General features: G+C 42.9%; 15 protein-coding genes and 2 tRNA genes. 8 read left to right on the top strand and 9 right to left on the bottom strand.

The annotated features are described in order from the left end of the window. Positions 1 to 45 precede the first annotated feature (45 nt). Entirely contained in the window at positions 46 to 726 is a 681-nt protein-coding gene (gene gntA, locus CO230_RS09965; RefSeq protein WP_122028460.1) for a guanitoxin biosynthesis heme-dependent pre-guanitoxin N-hydroxylase GntA, read from the top strand. Next, complete coding sequence (locus CO230_RS09970) at positions 726 to 1,325, top strand: DUF1989 domain-containing protein (protein ID WP_122028461.1); 600 nt, start codon at positions 726 to 728, stop codon at positions 1,323 to 1,325. The genes gntA and CO230_RS09970 overlap by 1 nt, the downstream gene beginning before the upstream one ends. A gap of 91 nt (positions 1,326 to 1,416) precedes the next feature. Here CO230_RS09970 and CO230_RS09975 read toward each other — a convergent pair whose 3' ends face one another. From CO230_RS09975 to CO230_RS09995, 5 genes are all read right to left on the bottom strand, one after another. Beyond that, positions 1,417 to 4,779: a methylmalonyl-CoA mutase family protein gene (locus CO230_RS09975; protein ID WP_122028462.1), complete on the bottom strand. Its 3,363-nt coding sequence runs from the start codon at positions 4,777 to 4,779 to the stop codon at positions 1,417 to 1,419. A 134-nt stretch (positions 4,780 to 4,913) separates the two neighbouring features. After that, a tRNA-Glu gene (locus CO230_RS09980) sits at positions 4,914 to 4,985 on the bottom strand. 12 nt (positions 4,986 to 4,997) lie between these two features. Then, positions 4,998 to 5,252 (bottom strand): 30S ribosomal protein S20, encoded by a 255-nt coding sequence (gene rpsT, locus CO230_RS09985; RefSeq protein ID WP_122028463.1) that lies wholly within the window; start codon positions 5,250 to 5,252, stop codon positions 4,998 to 5,000. 85 nt (positions 5,253 to 5,337) lie between these two features. Then, positions 5,338 to 5,409: transfer RNA gene (locus tag CO230_RS09990), tRNA-Glu, on the bottom strand. Between the two features lie 60 nt (positions 5,410 to 5,469). Beyond that, positions 5,470 to 6,756 (bottom strand): N-acetylmuramoyl-L-alanine amidase, encoded by a 1,287-nt coding sequence (locus CO230_RS09995; protein WP_122028464.1) that lies wholly within the window; start codon positions 6,754 to 6,756, stop codon positions 5,470 to 5,472. 55 nt (positions 6,757 to 6,811) lie between these two features. Between CO230_RS09995 and CO230_RS10000 the strand changes: the two genes are divergently transcribed. The 3 genes from CO230_RS10000 to CO230_RS10010 are packed head-to-tail and all read left to right on the top strand — an operon-like array spanning position 6,812 to position 10,300. After that, positions 6,812 to 9,403, top strand: a complete 2,592-nt coding sequence (locus tag CO230_RS10000) for a putative LPS assembly protein LptD (RefSeq protein WP_122028465.1) — start codon at positions 6,812 to 6,814, stop codon at positions 9,401 to 9,403. A gap of 55 nt (positions 9,404 to 9,458) precedes the next feature. Beyond that, positions 9,459 to 9,839 (top strand): RidA family protein, encoded by a 381-nt coding sequence (locus CO230_RS10005; RefSeq protein ID WP_122028466.1) that lies wholly within the window; start codon positions 9,459 to 9,461, stop codon positions 9,837 to 9,839. Then, on the top strand, positions 9,839 to 10,300 hold the full coding sequence (locus CO230_RS10010) for a hypothetical protein (RefSeq protein WP_122028467.1): 462 nt from the start codon (positions 9,839 to 9,841) through the stop codon (positions 10,298 to 10,300). Before CO230_RS10005 ends, CO230_RS10010 begins: the two co-directional genes overlap by 1 nt. A 31-nt stretch (positions 10,301 to 10,331) precedes the next feature. Here the strand turns inward: CO230_RS10010 and CO230_RS10015 are convergent, their stop codons facing one another. Further along, complete coding sequence (locus CO230_RS10015) at positions 10,332 to 11,822, bottom strand: trypsin-like peptidase domain-containing protein (protein WP_122028956.1); 1,491 nt, start codon at positions 11,820 to 11,822, stop codon at positions 10,332 to 10,334. Positions 11,823 to 12,104: 282 nt separating this feature from the next. Between CO230_RS10015 and CO230_RS10020 the strand changes: the two genes are divergently transcribed. Next, positions 12,105 to 13,019: a dimethylarginine dimethylaminohydrolase family protein gene (locus CO230_RS10020; RefSeq protein ID WP_122028468.1), complete on the top strand. Its 915-nt coding sequence runs from the start codon at positions 12,105 to 12,107 to the stop codon at positions 13,017 to 13,019. A gap of 24 nt (positions 13,020 to 13,043) precedes the next feature. Continuing rightward, positions 13,044 to 13,967 (top strand): citrulline utilization hydrolase CtlX, encoded by a 924-nt coding sequence (ctlX, locus tag CO230_RS10025; RefSeq protein WP_122028469.1) that lies wholly within the window; start codon positions 13,044 to 13,046, stop codon positions 13,965 to 13,967. A gap of 78 nt (positions 13,968 to 14,045) precedes the next feature. On the opposite strand, the gene CO230_RS10030 is transcribed toward ctlX, so the two are convergent. From CO230_RS10030 to nadD, 3 genes are all read right to left on the bottom strand, one after another. Continuing rightward, entirely contained in the window at positions 14,046 to 16,337 is a 2,292-nt protein-coding gene (locus CO230_RS10030) for a TonB-dependent receptor domain-containing protein (protein WP_122028470.1), read from the bottom strand. Between the two features lie 312 nt (positions 16,338 to 16,649). Continuing rightward, positions 16,650 to 16,988: a DUF3817 domain-containing protein gene (locus CO230_RS10035; protein ID WP_122028471.1), complete on the bottom strand. Its 339-nt coding sequence runs from the start codon at positions 16,986 to 16,988 to the stop codon at positions 16,650 to 16,652. 9 nt (positions 16,989 to 16,997) lie between these two features. Beyond that, positions 16,998 to 17,582 (bottom strand): nicotinate (nicotinamide) nucleotide adenylyltransferase, encoded by a 585-nt coding sequence (nadD, locus tag CO230_RS10040; protein ID WP_122028472.1) that lies wholly within the window; start codon positions 17,580 to 17,582, stop codon positions 16,998 to 17,000. A gap of 165 nt (positions 17,583 to 17,747) precedes the next feature. On the opposite strand from nadD, the gene CO230_RS10045 reads away from it, so the two are divergent. Next, complete coding sequence (locus CO230_RS10045) at positions 17,748 to 19,328, top strand: hypothetical protein (RefSeq protein WP_122028473.1); 1,581 nt, start codon at positions 17,748 to 17,750, stop codon at positions 19,326 to 19,328. Positions 19,329 to 19,380 lie beyond the last annotated feature (52 nt).

A 19,380-nucleotide genomic window follows, 5' to 3' on the forward strand; every position in this document is an offset into this window, starting at 1 on the left:
GCACATTCGAAATTCTTTTGAATACGCGCACAACAAAGATAAACTATGATGGACACAAATACTCAAACTGCGGATTTCGCAGTGATCAACCGCGACTTTAAATCATTTATTCTTGAAACCCAACATCCGTGTGTGATGGCCAAATCGGTTTTCAAGATGAATAATTATGACCTTCATGTTTATGATGATATGCATGGGCAAGCTGACATTTCCCAACTGCTCGCCGATCTTGGGACCTATCTTGAAGGTGCTTCAAAAATTGATTCGATGGACTTCCGTTCATTTGTGGCGGTTTTCCCAAATAATAAATTTGAGGATGAACTTTCTTTTGAAAATGCCCTTTGGGAAACGCTTCAGAAACTTCATAACGCTGATGATGCGCCGTGGGACGAGAACGTAAGCAAAGATCCAAATGATGCGGAATTCAGTTTTAGCCTGATGGGCAAAGCTTTTTATGTCATCGGAATGCACCCGAAAAGTTCACGGATGGCCCGACAGGCGCCTTATACCGCTTTAGTTTTCAATCTGCATTTTCAGTTCGAGAAACTGCGCGAGATGGGAACCTACCAAAACGTCCGCGATATGATTCGCAAAAACGATGAAAAGCTACAAGGCAGCATCAATCCCGTGCTTAAAGATTTCGGTGATGATTCTGAGAGCAAGCAGTACAGCGGCCGAAATGTTGAAAGTTCCTGGAAATGTCCGTTCCATCATAAACACAGCTAATGCAAGACGTAACACATACCATCCCACCACAAACGGGTAAAGCATTTTTACTGAACAAAGGCCAGATCTTAACCGTGATCGATCCCCAAGGCTGCCAGGTCAGTGACATGGTGATGCTCAAACGGAACGATCATGGCGAGAAGATTTCATCCGGAAAGACGCTGGACTTCGAAGAATCAATCCTGTTAACAGCTGGAAATTATCTTTGGAGCAACCGTTCTCAAAAAATGGCCAAAATCATCGCCGACACCAATGGCCGCAATGATTTCCTTTTGGCGCCCTGCAGTAAGGAAACTTTTGAAATCATGTACGATTACAAGGGTTATCACCCAAGTTGCCTGGAAAATCTTACGAAGAATTTGGAGCCATTCGGCGTTACGCAGGACGAAATTCCGACTGCTTTCAATATCTTCATGAATGTACAGTTCGATGCAAAGGGAAAAATTTCCGTTTTGCCGCCCACTTCAAAAGCTGGAGATTACGTACAGTTCGAAGCCATGATGGATTTGCTGGTCTGCCTCACGGCGTGCTCTGCGGAGGACAGCAATGGTGGAAGTTTCAAGCCGATACAATACAGAATAGAGAATAATCCGAAATAAAAAGATTACACTTTAAAACAAAAAACCGTGTCGCTAAAAAAGTGACACGGTTTTTTTGAGTTTGTTAAATTAAGTAATCGTACCAAATATCTTACATATTCCTCCTGTACTTCCCGCCTACTTCGAACAGCGCGTTAGTGATCTGGCCTAATGAACAGTATTTCACCGCTTCCATCATGATCGCGAAGAGATTCTGCTGGTTGATCGCGGCACTTTGCAGGTCCTTCAGTGCCTGTTCAGTTTTCGCGGCGTTAGCCTGCTGATAATTCTCGAGATTTCGGATTTGCTGTTGCTTTTCCTCTTCCGTAGAACGGATCACTTCGCCGGGCAATACTGTGGGCGAACCATCTTTGCCAAGGAAAGTGTTGACACCGATGATCGGATATTCGCCAGTGTGTTTCAGCCATTCATAATGCATCGATTCCTCCTGGATCTTCGAGCGTTGATACATGGTTTCCATTGCGCCTAAAACACCTCCACGCTCTGTGATACGGTCAAATTCTGCATAAACAGCTTCCTCCACAAGGTCTGTAAGTTCTTCGATGATGAATGATCCCTGCAAAGGATTCTCGTTTTTGGCCAGACCAAGTTCTTTATTAATAATCAATTGGATTGCCATTGCTCGACGAACCGAATCTTCCGTAGGTGTGGTGATCGCTTCATCGTATGCATTGGTATGCAGTGAGTTACAGTTATCATAGATCGCGTAAAGCGCCTGCAAAGTCGTTCGGATATCATTAAAATCGATTTCCTGCGCGTGCAGCGAACGTCCGGAAGTCTGGATGTGGTACTTCAGCATCTGGCTACGTTCGTTGGCGTTGTATTTTTCGCGCATCGCTTTAGCCCAGATTCTGCGTGCCACACGACCGATCACCGCATATTCCGGGTCGATACCGTTCGAGAAGAAAAAGGAAAGGTTTGGCGCAAAATCATTGATGTCCATACCGCGGCTCAGATAATATTCCACATAGGTGAAACCGTTAGCAAGCGTGAATGCGAGCTGCGAAATCGGGTTCGCGCCGGCTTCGGCAATGTGGTAACCCGAAATAGATACGGAGTAGAAATTCCTTACTTTTTCTTCAATGAAATACTGCTGCACATCGCCCATCAGTCTTAAGGCAAATTCGGTGGAGAAAATGCAGGTGTTCTGTGCCTGGTCTTCTTTCAAAATATCCGCCTGAACGGTTCCACGCACGGTGGCGATGGTTTCGCCTTTAATTTTTGAATAAACATCAGCATTTAAGACTTCGTCCCCCGTCAAACCGAGCAGTTTAAGTCCCAAACCGTTGTTTGAAGGCGGCAATTCACCATGATAAACCGGTCTCTTCAACCCTTTATCATCGAATTTGGCTTTTAATTTATCTTCTACAACATGCCAAAGATTGTTTTCCTCGATATATTTTTCGCAGTTCTGATCGATGGCCGCGTTCATGAAAAACGCGAGCAACATAGGCGCCGGCCCGTTGATCGTCATCGAAACGGAAGTCATCGCATTTACCAAATCAAAACCTGAATAAAGCTTTTTGGCATCATCCAAAGTGGCGATCGACACGCCCGCATTACCGATTTTCCCGAAAATATCGGGTGGAAGCGCCGGATCCTGACCGTAAAGCGTCACAGAATCGAAAGCTGTGGAAAGCCTTTTGGCATCCATATCCGCCGAAACGTAATGAAAACGTCGGTTGGTTCTTTCAGGCCCGCCTTCGCCGGCAAACATTCTTGTCGGGTCCTCGCCTGTTCTTTTAAAAGGATAAATACCGGCCGTGAACGGGAAAGCTCCCGGTACGTTTTCCTGACCTTTCCAGCGGATGAGATCACCCCAATCCTGGAATTTCGGCAACGCGATTTTCGGAATTTTAAGATGTGAAAGCGTTTCAGACTTTGTTTGAACCTTGATTTCCTTGCCACGCACAAAATACGAATAAGAGTCAGCGTTGAGTTCTTCCTTAAACTGGTGCCAGCCGTGCAGGAAGTAGGCGTTCTCTTCAGAAAGCTGCTTTTTGGTTTTCTGGAAGACTTTCTCGATCTTTTCCTGGCAATGCTCGTCGCCTTCCAGCGCGTGTTTGGCACCTTCCAACTGATAAAGTTTTTGTGCAATCAAAGCCTGTTCAACAACATTTTTATCGTAAGCACGGTTGATATCGACGATTTCGGACAGGTAACGCACCCGTTTTGGCGGTATGATCGTGGTTTCCTCCGACACGTTTTGTTCTTCGTATTCACTTAAGTTTAAAGCTGTAAACTTTGAATTTAATTTTTGGATGAGCGAATTGTAAAGCTCTGTGGTTCCCCAATCGTTGAACTGGCTGGCTTTGGTAGAGAATACCGGCATTTCATCCAAAGGCTGATCGAACAGCACGTGGTTTCGCTGGAACTGCTTTTTCACGGCCTGAAGCGCATCGAGGGCGCCACGTTTATCGGATTTATTCAAAGCGATCAGGTCTGCATAATCGAGCATGTCGATCTTTTCGAGTTGGGTGGAAGCACCATATTCAGGCGTCATCACGTACATCGAAACATCGGCAATGTCGGCGATTTCGGAACCCGACTGGCCGATTCCGGAGGTTTCAAGGATGATGACATCCGGCCCAGCAATCTTTAAAATATTCAAAGCTGAATGAATGTGCGGCGACACCGAAACATTGTTCTCGCGCGTAGCCATCGAACGCATATACACGCGCGAATCGTTAATGGAATTCATCCGGATACGGTCGCCGAGCAGCGCGCCGCCGGTTTTTTTCTTTGATGGATCGATCGAAATGATCGCAATTTTCTTTTCAGGATTCGAACGGATGAACCTTCGCACCAATTCGTCGGTTAAAGAAGATTTTCCTGCGCCGCCCGTTCCGGTGATGCCGATGATCGGGATGATGGAATCCTTGGCTCTACGGTCGATTTCATTAACCAGATCAGTCTTAGTTTCCGAGAAGTTTTCAACCGCGGAAATCACTTCAGCAATGGACTTTGAATCTTCAAAACGAATCTGGTCCAGCTTTTCGACACCGACATTTTCACCGGTCGCGTAATCGGATTTCTGTACCAAATCATCGATCATTCCCTGAAGACCGAGCTCGCGGCCATCATCAGGTGAATAGATTCGGGTGATGCCGTAATCCATCAAATCTTTAATTTCTTCAGGCAAAATAACACCGCCACCGCCACCAAAAATACGGATGTGCGAAGCGTTCCTTTGCCTCAGCAGGTCGTAGATGTATTTAAAATATTCATTATGACCGCCCTGATAGGATGTGATGGCGATCGCATTGGCATCTTCCTGAATCGCGGTGTTCACCACTTCTTCAGCGGACTTGTCGTGCCCGAGGTGAATCACCTCCACGCCGGTGGCCTGAATGACGCGGCGCATGATATTGATAGCGGCATCGTGCCCATCGAACAGGGCTGCGGCGGTGACAATTCTGATTTTGTTTTTGGGAGTATATTTTTGGCTTTCCATTATTTAATTTTGGGTGAAGCCAAAGATAAGGATTTTTGGAAATTATGAAAATGGGGAGCAAAGAATACCCATAATACAGCGGGGATGACGGAAAAAGGCATAAAAAAAGCTTCCGAAATAATTCGGAAGCTTCGTAGCCCGTAGGGGAATCGAACCCCTCTTACCAGAATGAAAATCTGAGGTCCTAACCGATAGACGAACGGGCCGTTTATCTTAACTTACGCAAGTTTGTTAACGTGCTTTGTAAGTTTGCTTTTCAGGTTAGCTGCTTTGTTTTTGTGGATGATGTTTTTCTTCACCAATTTATCCAACAAAGAGATTACTTTTGGCAATTGTTCAGCCGCAACAGTTTTATCTTCTTCATTACGCAGTACTTTCAAAGCTGTTCTAGCAGTCTTATGATAGTATCTGTTTCTTAATCTTTTCTTTTCGTTCTGTCTGATTCTTTTCAGCGCTGATTTATGATTTGCCATATCTCTTATAACTTGGGTGCAAAGATATAAAATCTTTTTTAATTACAAAATGTTTTTTTTATTTTTTTTCAATCATCATTCTTTGTAGCCTATAGGGGAATCGAACCCCTGTTGCAAGAATGAAAATCTTGAGTCCTTACCACTAGACGAATAGGCCTTTGTTTTAGGGACTGCAAAAATAGAACTAAAGTTTTAAACTTGCAACACCTTTTTGAAATTATTTTAAAACTTTTTCAATCACCGAATTTTTAATGCCTTTTTCTTCGATGGTTTTTTGGGCTTGCACCGCTTCTTCCAAAGTAGCGAATTTGCCATAGGTATAGTAGAATTTTCCGTCTTGTTTTACCCTGTTTACATCTTTCAGCGCATTAAGCATTGGTGAGTTGCTGCTTAGGCGCTGTTGTGTAACAGCAAGTTCGAGCGTGTAATAACCGATCCCTAACTTCTGGTTAGGCACAAATGAAACCGGCGCGGCATTTTTGAAACCGGCGTCTTTGGCTGTTTTTAGGTTGTTATCCCTTACCGAAGCCAAATTAGTAGTACTGTAATAATACTTATACAGCCTGTTTTCTTTAATCGTTAATATGTAATTAAGGCCTTTCAGTGCCGGGTCGCCACTGTTGTATTTCACTGGGGCAGACATCAGCAGGATTCTGAAATCATTTTTAAGCGGTTTCTCCTCTGGTTTTTCCGGTTCGCGTGCGGCGGATACAGATGCATTGCGGTCAAACGCTTTCTTATAACTGAGGACTGCTTCATAAATACTTCCGGCGATCTCATCCTGTCCTTTATCTGATGCCAGATACACTGCCTCATCATAATTACTGATGAAACCTGTTTCTATAAGTACAGAAGGCATGGCATTAAGACGAAGTACGTGGAGGTTCTGCTGTTTTACGCCCCGGGAAAGACGTTTGTCTTTTTTCACAAAATTTTCCTCTACGAAACTGCCAAAAAGCAAACTGCTTTCAAGATACTTGCTTTGCTGGATCTTAAGCGCGATGAGTGATTCGGGAGATTTCGGGTCGTATGAGGCAAACATCTGGCGGTCTTTTTCATCAAGAAAAATCACATCATTCTCCGCTTTGGCGACTTCAAGATTGGTTTTGTTCTGATCGGGGCCCTGTACGAATGTTTCCGTTCCGTAAGGGGAAGTTTTCGTACTTGCGTTACAGTGCACGGAGATAAATAAATCTGCCTTACTGCGGTTCGCCAGTGTCGTACGGTCTATCAGGGAAGGAAATTCATCTACCTTGCGTGTATAAATGATTTTGTAATCTTTATTCTTCTCCAGCATACGCCCAATTTTCAATACGATTGAAAGGGCAATATCCTTTTCGCGAACCGTACCCAAATCGCTGTAATACCGGTTAGCACCATGATCCGAACCGCCATGTCCGGCATCGAGAACGATGGTAAATTTTTTCTGCGCTGGGCTGAGACTGAAGATTACGATAAAAAGAAAGAGAAAATATTTTTTGAGAGAAAAACTAAACCTAATCATCTGCTGATTTTAAAATTTATGCTAATTTTGACCCCAAATTACAGAAAACCCCGCTTTGGTCAAAAACGGCTTCAAAAATAGATTACTAATCTTAATTATCCTAATTTTTAACAATTTTTTAGCGTTTACCTACGCTCAAAATTTGCCTGAAAATAAGGGAGTTAACGATACGATTACGCGTACGGACACGCTGCGAACCATCCCCGAACGCCTTGAGGATGTGGTAGAAAGTAAGGCTGAAAACATTCGCAATGATATCCCGAAAAAGATGACTTACCTGAACCGAAAAGCACAGGTGAAATATCAAGATATGCAGATTGACGCGGATTATATTTCGATTGATTGGGACCGATCAATGATTTTCGCACGCGGTGAACTGGATTCGCTGGGGCGCATCCGTACCCCTGCCATCGCCACACAAGGCGGCAAGAGCTATGAGTATGACGAGTTTACCTACAACATCAAAACCCGCCAAGCCATCGCCTTCAATGCAAGGACTGAAGAAAGCGAAGGTGTTATTATAGCCGAAAGAACCAAAAAATATAACGACTCGGTTTTCTTCATGCGGCGGGGGAAATATACCACGGATGAATATTTCATTAAAAAGAAAGACACCATCGCGGATTATTACCTTTTGGCGCCCAACATCAAACTGATCAAAGGCAAAGAAAAATCACAGGTCATCACCGGGCCTATACAAATGTACATTGAACAGGTGCCTACCCCACTTGTGCTGCCGTTTGCCATTCTGCCGTTTTCCGATAAGCGGAGCGCCGGCATCCTGATCCCGAGTTTCGGGGAACGTGAAGATGTAGGCTTCTTCCTGAATTCCCTTGGTTATTACCAGCCTATCGGCGACCATTTCGACTTGAAAATCCTGGCAGACCTATACACAAAAGGTAGCTGGAACCTGCGGCCAGAGATGAACTACAAGAAAAATTACCGTTATACCGGTAACTTTTCAGCGGATATAGGCACCACAGTACGCGGCATCCGCGGTTTGCCCGATTACTCTAAAACCGGAACCTACAGAATCGCCTGGCGGCATCAGCAAGACCAAAAAGCCAATCCGTTCCTTACCTTTTCTGCCTCGGTTGATGTGGTGAGCAACAGATTTTATAACAATACGGTCAATAACAATTACGCTTTTAACCAAAATAACCTGAACGCACAGCAGAACTCAAGCATCAGTGTCGTAAAAAGGTTTTTAACACTTCCTGTAACCATCACGGGGACGGCCTCTTACTCACAGAATTTTTCTACGGGCTTTGCGGACCTTAAATTGCCTGTGCTGAATGTGGCTATTAATCAGTTCTATCTATTTAAACCCAAATCTGGCATCAGAGAAGGGCTTTTAGAAAATATCACGGTCAATACCGGCCTAAATTTCAATAATTTCGTGCAGACTACTGAAGATGAACTCTTCACCCCGGCGATGTGGGACAAGATGCAAACCGGCCTGAAAAACAACATCACCCTCGGTACGAATACGACCATTGCTAAATATTTCACTTTCTCGCTGAACGCCAATATCGACAATGCCTTAACTACCAAGACTTTAACCCGAAATTACAATCCGGTAACCAATAAAGTTGAAGACATCCTACAGAAGAAAATCGCGGGCTATTCCTCTTTTTCTACCGGCGCGAGTTTGCAAACAGTACTTTATGGTATGTTGAATTTCAAGCGTACTTCGGCGGTACAAGCCATCCGACACATGGTGACTCCGCAGATCGGCTTCACCTATTCACCAGATTTTTCGACGCCCGGTTTCGGATACTACAGAAATTATTATAACGACCGCGGCGAGATGACACCATACTCAATCTTTGACCGTGGGATCGTAGGTTCGCCCAATTCAGGTCTTGTACAGGCGCTGAGTATTTCGGTAAATAACAATCTTGAAATGAAGGTGCGGTCCAAGACAGACTCTACCGGTGTAAAGAAGATCAAAATATTCGAAAGTTTAAACTTCAACACAAATTATAATTTTGCGGCACCTGAGCACAAATGGTCTATCTTCTCTTTCAGTGGGCAAACCACGCTGTTCGATAAACTGAACATCAATACCGCACTGAATCTGGAGCCTTACCAAATCCTTTTTGCGCCCGGCGAAAATACCGGTGTACGCACGCAGAACTTTGGTTATTTCAGTCTTCAGGGTTTTAACGCGCAGTTATCTTACCCGCTCAGCAGCGAAATCTTCAAGAAGAAAGACAGCGAAGACCTCTCTAAGAAATATCCTAAAAAAGGGGAAATACGTAATGAGAATTATTACTTCGATGAAGACAATTATTCGCGTTTTGAACAGCCGTGGTCACTGAACATCAACGCACAGTACAGCTACACACGAAGTCTCAGCCGCTTCGGCAGTAAAATGGCTTCCATAGGTTTGGATGGCAGCATCAAACTCAGCCCGTACTGGAATATTACCGGTAATCTTTATTATGATGTGATTTCAAAGGAAATTGCCAACACCCAACTCGGCTTTTCGCGTGACCAGCGCAGTTTCACCATTAACTTTAACTGGATCCCCTACGGGCAATATAAAGTGTATGACTTCTTTATCGGTATAAAGGCCAATATCTTAAGAGACGCGCTGAAGTACAGGGACCGCAGTTTCACGCAGCCTAACGCGCCTTTCTAATTAATTTTTGAAAGAATTAAACATTAGTTTATATTTGCGACTACAATATTGTGTTATGAAAACAATAATATCTACTACCAACGCACCGGCGGCCATCGGCCCATATTCTCAGGCAAATCTCATTAACGGGGTTCTGTACATATCAGGCCAGATTCCTTTAAACCCTGAAACCGGTAAACTGGTGGAAGGCATCGAGAAAGAAACGCACCAGGTGATGAAAAATCTGGAAGCTATCTTAACAGAAGCCGGAATGACGTTCAAAAACGTGGTAAAAGCCTCTATCTTTCTTAAAAACATGGATGATTTCGCGGTAATGAATGATATTTACGCGTCTTACCTAGATCCGCAGTACTTCCCGGCGCGTGAGACGGTACAGGTATCTTGCCTGCCCAAAAATGTGGATATCGAAATTTCAATGATCGCACATCAGTTCTAATGAATTTTCTTCGAAATACCATTGCAGTATTTGTAGGCCTTGGTGTAGCTGCGCTGATTATTTCGCTCGGTGTACGGCTGAACGCCGCGTGGATCACCTATGACGAATATGCGCCGTTTGGCCACTGGGAGCAGCTTCTGCAAGCCATGCAGTATAAGCCTTACTTCTTTGTGGCGCTGCTTGTTTCCTCAGGCATCGCTGCAACTGTAGGTGGTGTAGTAACTGCCATCATCGTAAAATATGCCAAAGTAGCTTATGCGATCCTCATTGGGTTTATACTGTTGTTTATGGCGATGCTCGATATTATTATTTTCCCATATCATCCTACTTTTTACAAGATCTGTATTTTCCTTACCTTTTTTCCGTTTTCATGGATTGGCGGAAAGATTACGGAAGTTATTTATGAACGTAAAAAGAAACGCTTACGCAGATCACAAAACAAAAAAAACGCAGCTCTATAAAAGCTGCGTTTTAAATTTATACTAAGTATTCCTAAGGCATTTTGAATCCGCGGGTAGTAATTCTGCCAATTTCATCTACATATCTTACCTGTACATTTCCTTTATAAGATTGTAAGATACGCTCTACATCTTTTTGGCTGTTTACAGGTTTACCATTCACTTCAATCACGATATAGTTATCTACGATACCGATTTTGGCCATTTCGCTTCCGGCCACTACATTTTTAGCGATTACGCCACTGTTAAGACCATAATTTACTTTTAAACGTTCACTCAATGGTTCGAAATCAGCGCCTATTTTTTCACTTACCGTCAAATCAGCCTTACTTCTGAATGTTGTGCCGCCTTTTTCATCACGTAGTGTTACGTTTACTGTATTTGCTTTACCGTTTCTAAGATAAGTCACCAGCACTTTATCCCCAGGTCTCTTGCTTCCTACCGCGAATGAAAGGTCGTAATAGTTAGAAATTGTGGTATTATCCACTTTTGTGATGATGTCGCCTGTACGTAAACCTGCCGCTTCCGCACCACCATTAGCCACTACTTCTGTTAAATATACACCGTCACCGGATTTCAGGTTGGTTCTGTTTTGCTGATTGTAGGCTGTCACCTGTCTGGTATCAGATAAATCAAGTGATTTTACACCTAGGAAACCACGCTGCACAAGCCCAAACTGCTTAATATCTTCCACTACTTTTCTGGCAAGATTCGCAGGAACGGCAAAGCCATACCCCTCATAATATCCTGTTTTTGAAGAAATTGCAGAATTAATACCGATGAGTTCTCCATTTGTGTTAACCAGCGCACCACCCGAATTTCCTGGGTTAATGGCCGCATCGGTTTGGATGAAACTTTCAATCGGGGTTCTCGATTGCTGGCTTAACAAATCAATGCTTCTGCCTTTTGCGGAAACAATCCCCGCTGTTACTGTAGAGTTTAGCCCCATTGGATTTCCTACAGCGAGTACCCACTGCCCCACTTCCACATTATCGGAGTTGGCAAAATTCAGATATGGGAGCCCTTTATCTTCAATTTTGAGCAGTGCGATATCTGTTGTGGGGTCCGTTCCTACTAGATTGGCAACGTAAGATTTCTTATTTGAAAGTACCACTTCTAGTTTGCTTGCCCCAGCGATCACGTGATTATTGGAAATGATATAGCCATCGGGCGAGATAATTACCCCAGACCCCATGCCTGAAGGCATATTCTGCGGAGGTTGCTGTTGTCTTGGTATGCCGAAAAACATATCGAACATATCCTGTTCGCTTCTTCGGTTGGACCTGTCTGCGTAATTTTTAATACTAACTACAGCGGGGACCGTCATTTTGGAGGCTTGCACAAAATCATCACCAACAGCGGAGGCATTGATAGAGACAAAGCGAGACTCGGTATTTTTAGGAGCGAAATAAGAGAAATCGCCATTTTGCTGCTGATCGAAATAACTGATCGCACCAAAGGTTGTGGCCCCGGAGATAATCCCTACAAAAGCGTAGGGGAGCATTTTTTTCAAGATATTGTTCATCTTCATATATATTATAAAATTTATTTATGGCTTACTGTTGTCAAATTTAATGCTAAATAAGTATTGATCTCATTAAGGCCGTTTCAGATTTAACTAAATATTAACAATAATTACCAGTTTTTAATTGTATTTAAATATTTGATTAAAATTTAGTATAAATGTTAAGACCATGACCTGTCATAATCCCTGCCCTTTTGTCAGTTTAATACCAAAAATTGTTCATAATAAAAATTTTTTCACTTCAGCAGGTTTCGTTATTTTTGAGTCATTGCAAAAAAATTTATGAAACTGAATATTACCAACGAAACGGACACTTTAAAATCTGTAGTATTAGGCCTTCCGCACTCCATCGGTGAAGTACACTCACTAGAAGACAGCTATGACGCTAAATCCTACCACTCTATCTATAACAATATTTACCCGGAAGAATCCTCCATCATCGCAGAAATGGCGGCTTTTGAGGATGTACTGAAAAAGTATAATGTAGAGATCCACCGGCCCCATCTTATCGAGAATTACAACCAAGTATTTTCCCGCGATGTCGCCTTTGTGATTGATGATAAGATGATCATTTCAAACATCATACAAGACCGTTACAATGAGCAGGATGCCTACCGTGAAATTTTCGCGCACGTTGGATGGAAGAAAATTGTAAATCTGCCAGATTCCGCACATATTGAAGGCGGCGACGTGATACTATGGGATGACTTCCTGTTCATAGGAACTTGTTTTTCAGAGGATTACCGCAATTTCAAAACAGCCCGCACCAATGAATATGCCATCGAAATCTTGAAGGAATACTTCCCGAAAAAGCGCATCATCGACCTGGAGCTAAGAAAGAATGACACCGACCCTTTTACCGGCATCCTTCATCTGGACTGTACCTTCAACCCTGTTGGTAAAGATAAATGCATCATCTACAAGGATGGTTTTGTGGATGACAGCGACTATCGCCTGCTGCTGGATATTTTCGGTGAAGAAAACTGCTTCCATGTAACTACGGAGGAAATGTTCCAAATGAATCCTAATATCTTCTCGATTTCACCGCAGGTGGTGGTTTCCGATAAGTCTTTTACCCGCATGAACAATCACCTTCGTAATGAATGGGGAATGACGGTGGAAGAAATCCCTTACCGCGAAATTTCTAAAATGGGCGGTTTACTGAGATGTTCCACCCTTCCTTTGGTTCGCGGATAATTATTTTAAATTTTAAAAAAAGATATGCAGACAACAGATACTGTACTGATGATAGAACCTGTGGCTTTCGGCTATAATGCACAGACGGCAGCCAACAACTACTTCCAGATAGAACAGCGGGGCCGGGACATTCAGGAGAAAGCTTTGCAGGAATTCCAGGGCTTTGTCACAAAACTTCAGCAAAAAGGCATACAGGTGATCACCGTTAAAGATACCTTGCACCCACATACGCCCGACTCTATTTTCCCTAATAACTGGGTGAGTTTTCACCGTGATGGTAACGTAGTACTTTACCCGATGTTCGCGCCAAACCGCCGGGTAGAAAGACGTTCGGACATCCTTGATACATTACAGTCCCACGGATTCCGCATCAATAAAGTTGATGACTGGTCCTCGCATGAGAAAAACGAGAAGTTCCTGGAAGGTACCGGAAGCATGATTTTCGACCATGACCATAAAATTGCCTACGGCTCGGTTTCCCTACGCTTGGATGAGCATCTTTTCAAAAAATTTTGCGAGGCCTATCATTTCCGGCCAGTCATTTTTCATTCATTCCAAAATGCTAACGGCGAGCGGCTACCGATCTATCACACCAATGTGATGATGTGCGTCGCAGACCGCTTTGTAGTGATTTGCCTAGATTGTATTGATAATGAACTTGAGCGTGAAAAAGTACAGGAAACCATCAAATCTACCGGAAAAGAAATCATTGAAATCTCCGAAGACCAATTACAGCAGTTTGCGGGTAACATGCTTCAGGTAAAGAATACCACTGGAGAAAAATTCCTGATAATGAGCCAAACCGCGTATCAGTCGCTAAAACCAACGCAGGTACAAGCCATTGAAAAACACTGCGAAATCATCTCTGCAGACCTTCATACGATCGAAACAAACGGCGGCGGCAGCGCCAGATGTATGCTTGCAGAAGTTTTTTTGCCGAAAAATTAAATCCTTATCCCTATCGAACTTAAAAATCCACCGCTTCTGGCAGTGGATTTTTTTATGGATTGTAAATGAAGCGAGACACTATCTGGTCCGTGATTTTACATCGCTGCTGGCATCATTGATATCCCGAACTTTTTTCACTTTCTTGTTACCGAAATTGTACACGATGCTGGCACCTACACTCTGCCGGTACATATCATTCCTGATAGCGTTGTAATTACCATTATCCTGAACATCGGTTATTTCAATTATGTTGGTACGCAACACATCATTTACACTTAGGGTGAAAGTCCAGTCATTCCATATTTTTTTAATGTTGAAGTCAAGGCTCATCAAATCCTTTAACAGTCCGAGTTCGATCTGCTGTTGATCCACATAAAAATAGCTTACCCCCAGAAACCAAGTCTTCTTACTGTCAAGCCGAACCGAATTATTGGTTTGGATAAACAGGCTGGTGGATTTTGTATCATTTACATACGCTACGAACTGTCCGTCAGCACTCAGAAAGCGGTCGCCAGTCGTTGGGTCCACCGCCAGACTTCCTTTATTGATATTATGCTGCACACCGATATTGAAATTAAGCGATAGCGCCTGCTTGAAGAAGGCTTTATTGATTCCCAAAGCCGCCGACATCTCTTGTTTTGTGCCGAAATTGGTACGGATATACCTCAACTGATTCACGGTACCGACAGTTCCATCGGGACTGACAGGGAAACCCTGCAATGGCACCTGGGTAAGAACATCCTTGAACAAAGAGTGATTGAGTATCACGAAATAAGAGTTCTTGTACATATACGTCAGCTCCTGGTTATAGGTCTCCGAAGCTTTTACAAAAGGGTTGTTCTGCGTATAATTATATTCCGTAAGCAAATTCTTAACGGGATTCAGTTCCCAGAAACTCGGTCTGCGCATTCTGCTCGAAAATGAGTATGAAAGGTTGTGATGATCGTTCAACGCATAATTCAGACTGATGTAAGGCAAAATATTATTGTAATTTCGCTCGATCCTCCTCAGGCTGGGGTCTTGCTGGTTATCAGAAGTCCCTGTGCTGCTGGTAATTTCGTAACGGGCCCCCACTTTTCCTGAAAACTTATCCGAGAGTTTCTTTTCTAAAGTAAGATAAAAGCCATAAATGTTTTCATTATACACAAAATGGTTGGGTGTAGCGGTAACTTCAGTCCCGGTCAACTGCCCTGAATTGTCGTAAAGATAATCGTAAGTGGTGTTTTGGGTATCATTATCAGTTTCCGTGCTGTTGAAATTGGCGCCCACCGACACGGTGAAATCTTCTTTAAACTTCTGCGTATAATCTGCCGTACCGGAAAAATTATTGATGATTTGCGGCAAATCCTGATATACATAACGAGTCAGCAACCCGTCGGTACCATCCGCAAAAGCAGCGATGGTGTTGTTATCCGTCATCTGGAAGCGTTTATAATTCAGGTACGCGGCGTTTAGGTTCAGTTTACTGCCCAACGAATCGGTTTTCAGTTCATAGTTAAGGTTGAAGTTGTTGTTATATGACCTGGCATTTTCTTGATTGCGTGAATTACTGAAATTCGTATCAAGCAAATTCCCCTGCTGATCGTAAGTTCTTAGCGTATTGAAAAAATTAATATTTGCGTGGTAACTTTTGTTCGCCCAGCTGTTCCATGAAAGGGCAATGTTGCTGTTATCGTTCAGTTGGTAATCAATATTCATATAACCCCCGAGGTTTTGGTTGGGATCATCAATATAGCCCGTAGATTCGTTAGTTACCAGACGGTTACCGTTGCGCATTTCATAATATTGCGCCTGTATATTCGCGCCGCCACTTAGATTGGCACTGATGCCGAGTTTGTCTTTTCGGTAATTCCCGGTAAAACTTGCGGAATTATTGCTGTACTTATTCACGCTGCTCGACAGCCGCATATTACCATTAAGGCCATCAGTAGATTTTTTCTTTAGTATGATATTGATGATGCCGTCTGAAGCTTCCACCTGAAACTCGCTGCCTGGCATCGTAATCACTTCAATTTTCTGGATGTTTTCGGCCGGTGTATTCTTCAGGAATTGTACAAGCGAAGCCGCGTCCATATTGGATTTGCGTCCGTTGATGTAAATGATCGCGTTGTTTTTTCCGGCAATTTTAAGGTTGGTATCATCCGTAGAGGAAATCAGCGGCGTTTGTTTCAGGATATCAAAGGTTGTATTTCCTTTAGCGACTGGCGCGTTGGCCACCTCGTACACAAAACGGTCACTTTCTTTTTTGAAAACTTTTTTCGTCATCAAAACTTCCTGGATGTTTTGCACCTTTAGACTGTCTTTATTTTCTTGTTGTCCGAAGGCCAGGATTGCAGAGCAGACGGCGAGGGAAATGGTGAGCTTCTTCATGATTAGTTTTTTAGAAAAGAACAGGGAGGCGGTTGGGTTATGAAAAATGATTTGATATGGTGCTCCCTGCTCTTGTAGGTTATGTTTTAATGGTTATCAGTTTGTATTGCAAAGATATATTATATTTTTAGTATTATGCAATACAAAGTAGTAAAATAATTTTGTTTAAATATTTAACATATTGATTTACTGATGATTAATTTTTAATTATTTATACTTCTTGATAATTAAGACAATCTACTTTATAGCTACGTTACATACAGGCATAAAAAAAGTGGACTTCTCATCCACTCATAAAATTTATTCCTGTAATCATTGCCTATCGAACCGCGCAAGCTTTTTATCGATCCAAATTGTAGCAAAAGGGAAAAAAGCCGCAATAAGCGCGAATACGAAATCCTCGTCATCCCACTTAAAGATCTTTCTTGCGGGTAGCACCATCAGCAGGTAAAGCGTGAAGAACAATCCATGGATATTCCCCATGATGATGATATAAATGGTGGGCAACAGCCCTTCGCGGTCATAGCGAATCCAGATCATCGCCGTAAAAAGGAAAAACCAAGAGATGGCTTCGGCCTTACAGACTTGCCGGAACCAACGGATGATTTTCTCTTCAGGATATTTTGCAAAAAAATTATCAATTACATTCATAACGTTCGTTTATTTGTAAAAGGCACTGCCATCTAGATATTCAAATACTTCCGGTGGCAGCATGGGTCGCACGTTTTTGCCGGCTTTTATCATCGCGCGGATTTCAGTGGCTGAAATTTCAATAACCGGGGCTTTTACCAATGAAATGTTTTTGTGCCGCTGAAACTCATCTGGGGATTCTGACCTGGTGAAAACCCTAGGATATACGATGATGTGGTGATTTTTCACTAAGGTTTCGGCATTTTTCCACTTCCCGAGATTTTCAAGATTGTCTTCTCCCATTATCAGGGCAAATGAATAATCCGGATATCTTTCTCTAAGGTAAGTAAGCGTATCTATCGTATAGCTGGGTTTCGGCAACGCAAATTCCACATTGGAGGCACGCATTTTTGGATAATTTTTAAGTGCCAGCTGCACCATGTCGAGCCTGTTATGATCGCTGAGTAAGGATTTTTTTTCCTTAAAGGGGTTATGCGGGCTCACCACGAACCACAACTCTTCCATATCAGAATTTTCGAGAATGTAATTCGCCAAAATAAGATGACCAATATGAATTGGATTAAAACTCCCGAAAAACAATCCCACTTCCTTCATAAGTACCGGAAAACCGCAATATTTATATAAATTTATGCGCCCGTAAAGATAAAGAATTTAATTGTCTTACGCTGGCAGCCACTTTATGGTCGCTGTAACGACTTTGCTTAAAATAAACTCCTGTAATTTCAGTTAATACAACTATTGAGATATATATTCTGCATAATGCTCCTCCTAAGCTGTCTTTACAAGGCACAGCAGCGCGAATATTGGCTCAAGGATCTGCAAACCGGCAACCAAACGAAAGTAAGCGACTCTGTGGCGGCCACCAAATTTCTGGATTCTCTGGCACAGAACAGTTATTACTTTACACAAGTAAAAGAGGTAAGACAAAGTGGGCAACGCATCGAAATAATTTTCGATAAAGGCCGTAATTACAATGAAGCGTATGTAATGCCGGATGAGACGCTGCGCCGAGATTTTCAGTTACTGCCTGAATTTTTCACCAAGAACATCGACTCACTGAAAAATACCTTCCACACCAAATATCGTGAGCGTGGCTTTGCCTTTAACAGGATCAGGTCGAAATATATTGGCCATCAAAACGGAATCCCAAAAGTAGAAATCACCGCTGTGACGGGTGAGCAGCGCAAAATCACCGGTTTTGAAATCCGAGGCTACGAGAAAGTGCCGCGGCGTTTTATCAGAAACCTCGAAAAAGAATTTACAGGAAGAATGTATCAGGAGCAAAATCTGCTGCAGATTCAGCAATTTTTGCAGAATCACCCTTTTATTTCGCTCGAAAAGCCGCCACACACGCTGTTCACCAAAGATTCTACACAGATTTTCTTGTTTCTGCAGAAGCGAAAATCCAATTCTTTTGACGGAATCATTGGTTTCGGTAATGATAAAGACAAAAAGTTTTCGTTCAACGGCAGCCTAAATGTAAACTTCAGGAATATGTTTAATGGCTTCGAAACCATCCATGTTTTTTGGCAAAGAAATCCTAATAAAGGCCAGACTTTTGACCTCAGCACAGATGTTCCTTACCTGTTTAAATCGAATATCGGCCTCAATGTAAACGTAAATATTTACAGGCAAGACTCCACATTTGCGAACGTAAAGTTTCTGCCGGGCGTGTATCTACATGTAGGCAACCGCCAGAAACTGGGACTGCGTGCCACTTTAGAAACATCCGCTGTTCTCGACAGCCTCTACACACAGGGCCGCGATTATAATAAGAAGGGCATTGGCATGTGGTACAGTTATACAGAACCCACTGAGGTGGAGCTGTTTCTGCACAAAACAAAAATACATGCTGAAGTTGATTTTATCACCACAAAATACGCAGACACAGCGCACAACACTACGCAACGACGCCTCTTTTTTTCTGGTGAAAGGAACTTTCATGTCTCTGGGAACCATTATCTTAATCTAAGAGGCGAAACAGCGCTGATGGATACGAAGGGAACCTTGGCTAACAATGAATTACTGCGTTTCGGTGGCTGGGATTCGTTTCGTGGGTTTAATGAAGACGCTTTGCTGTCCGATTTCTATTACTTTGGCACCGCCGAATACCGCTACTTGGTGGGCGAACAGGCCTTCTTCGATGTTTTCGGGCAGTACGGACAACTCAATAATAAAAGTCTGTCTTTAAAACCAAGATTATACAGTATCGGGCTCGGGTTCAACTTCTATCTGCCGATTGGTTTGATGAGTTTTCAAATCTCTAATGGTAACGAATTCGGCAACCCAATAAAATTTAGCGACACCAAAATCCATTGGGGTATCTTGAGCAGATTTTAGGGAATTACCTATCATTAATTAAAAGCCGCGGTCGTATTCTTTAATTGGTACG

This window comes from Chryseobacterium sp. 6424 (assembly GCF_003692615.1).
Taxonomy (GTDB): domain Bacteria; phylum Bacteroidota; class Bacteroidia; order Flavobacteriales; family Weeksellaceae; genus Kaistella.

What these genes read in the sequence shown, in the direction of transcription:
- nadD (WP_122028472.1), bottom strand. Translation starts at nt 17,582, where the DNA reads ATGAAGGAAGTGGGATTGTTTTTCGGGAGTTTTAATCCAATTCATATT.
- CO230_RS10045 (WP_122028473.1), top strand. Translation starts at nt 17,748, where the DNA reads ATGCTCCTCCTAAGCTGTCTTTACAAGGCACAGCAGCGCGAATATTGG.
- CO230_RS09995 (WP_122028464.1), bottom strand. Translation starts at nt 6,756, where the DNA reads ATGATTAGGTTTAGTTTTTCTCTCAAAAAATATTTTCTCTTTCTTTTT.
- CO230_RS10010 (WP_122028467.1), top strand. Translation starts at nt 9,839, where the DNA reads ATGAATTTTCTTCGAAATACCATTGCAGTATTTGTAGGCCTTGGTGTA.
- gntA (WP_122028460.1), top strand. Translation starts at nt 46, where the DNA reads ATGATGGACACAAATACTCAAACTGCGGATTTCGCAGTGATCAACCGC.
- CO230_RS10030 (WP_122028470.1), bottom strand. Translation starts at nt 16,337, where the DNA reads ATGAAGAAGCTCACCATTTCCCTCGCCGTCTGCTCTGCAATCCTGGCC.
- CO230_RS10015 (WP_122028956.1), bottom strand. Translation starts at nt 11,822, where the DNA reads ATGAACAATATCTTGAAAAAAATGCTCCCCTACGCTTTTGTAGGGATT.
- CO230_RS10020 (WP_122028468.1), top strand. Translation starts at nt 12,105, where the DNA reads ATGAAACTGAATATTACCAACGAAACGGACACTTTAAAATCTGTAGTA.
- CO230_RS09975 (WP_122028462.1), bottom strand. Translation starts at nt 4,779, where the DNA reads ATGGAAAGCCAAAAATATACTCCCAAAAACAAAATCAGAATTGTCACC.
- rpsT (WP_122028463.1), bottom strand. Translation starts at nt 5,252, where the DNA reads ATGGCAAATCATAAATCAGCGCTGAAAAGAATCAGACAGAACGAAAAG.
- CO230_RS10005 (WP_122028466.1), top strand. Translation starts at nt 9,459, where the DNA reads ATGAAAACAATAATATCTACTACCAACGCACCGGCGGCCATCGGCCCA.
- CO230_RS10035 (WP_122028471.1), bottom strand. Translation starts at nt 16,988, where the DNA reads ATGAATGTAATTGATAATTTTTTTGCAAAATATCCTGAAGAGAAAATC.
- ctlX (WP_122028469.1), top strand. Translation starts at nt 13,044, where the DNA reads ATGCAGACAACAGATACTGTACTGATGATAGAACCTGTGGCTTTCGGC.
- CO230_RS09970 (WP_122028461.1), top strand. Translation starts at nt 726, where the DNA reads ATGCAAGACGTAACACATACCATCCCACCACAAACGGGTAAAGCATTT.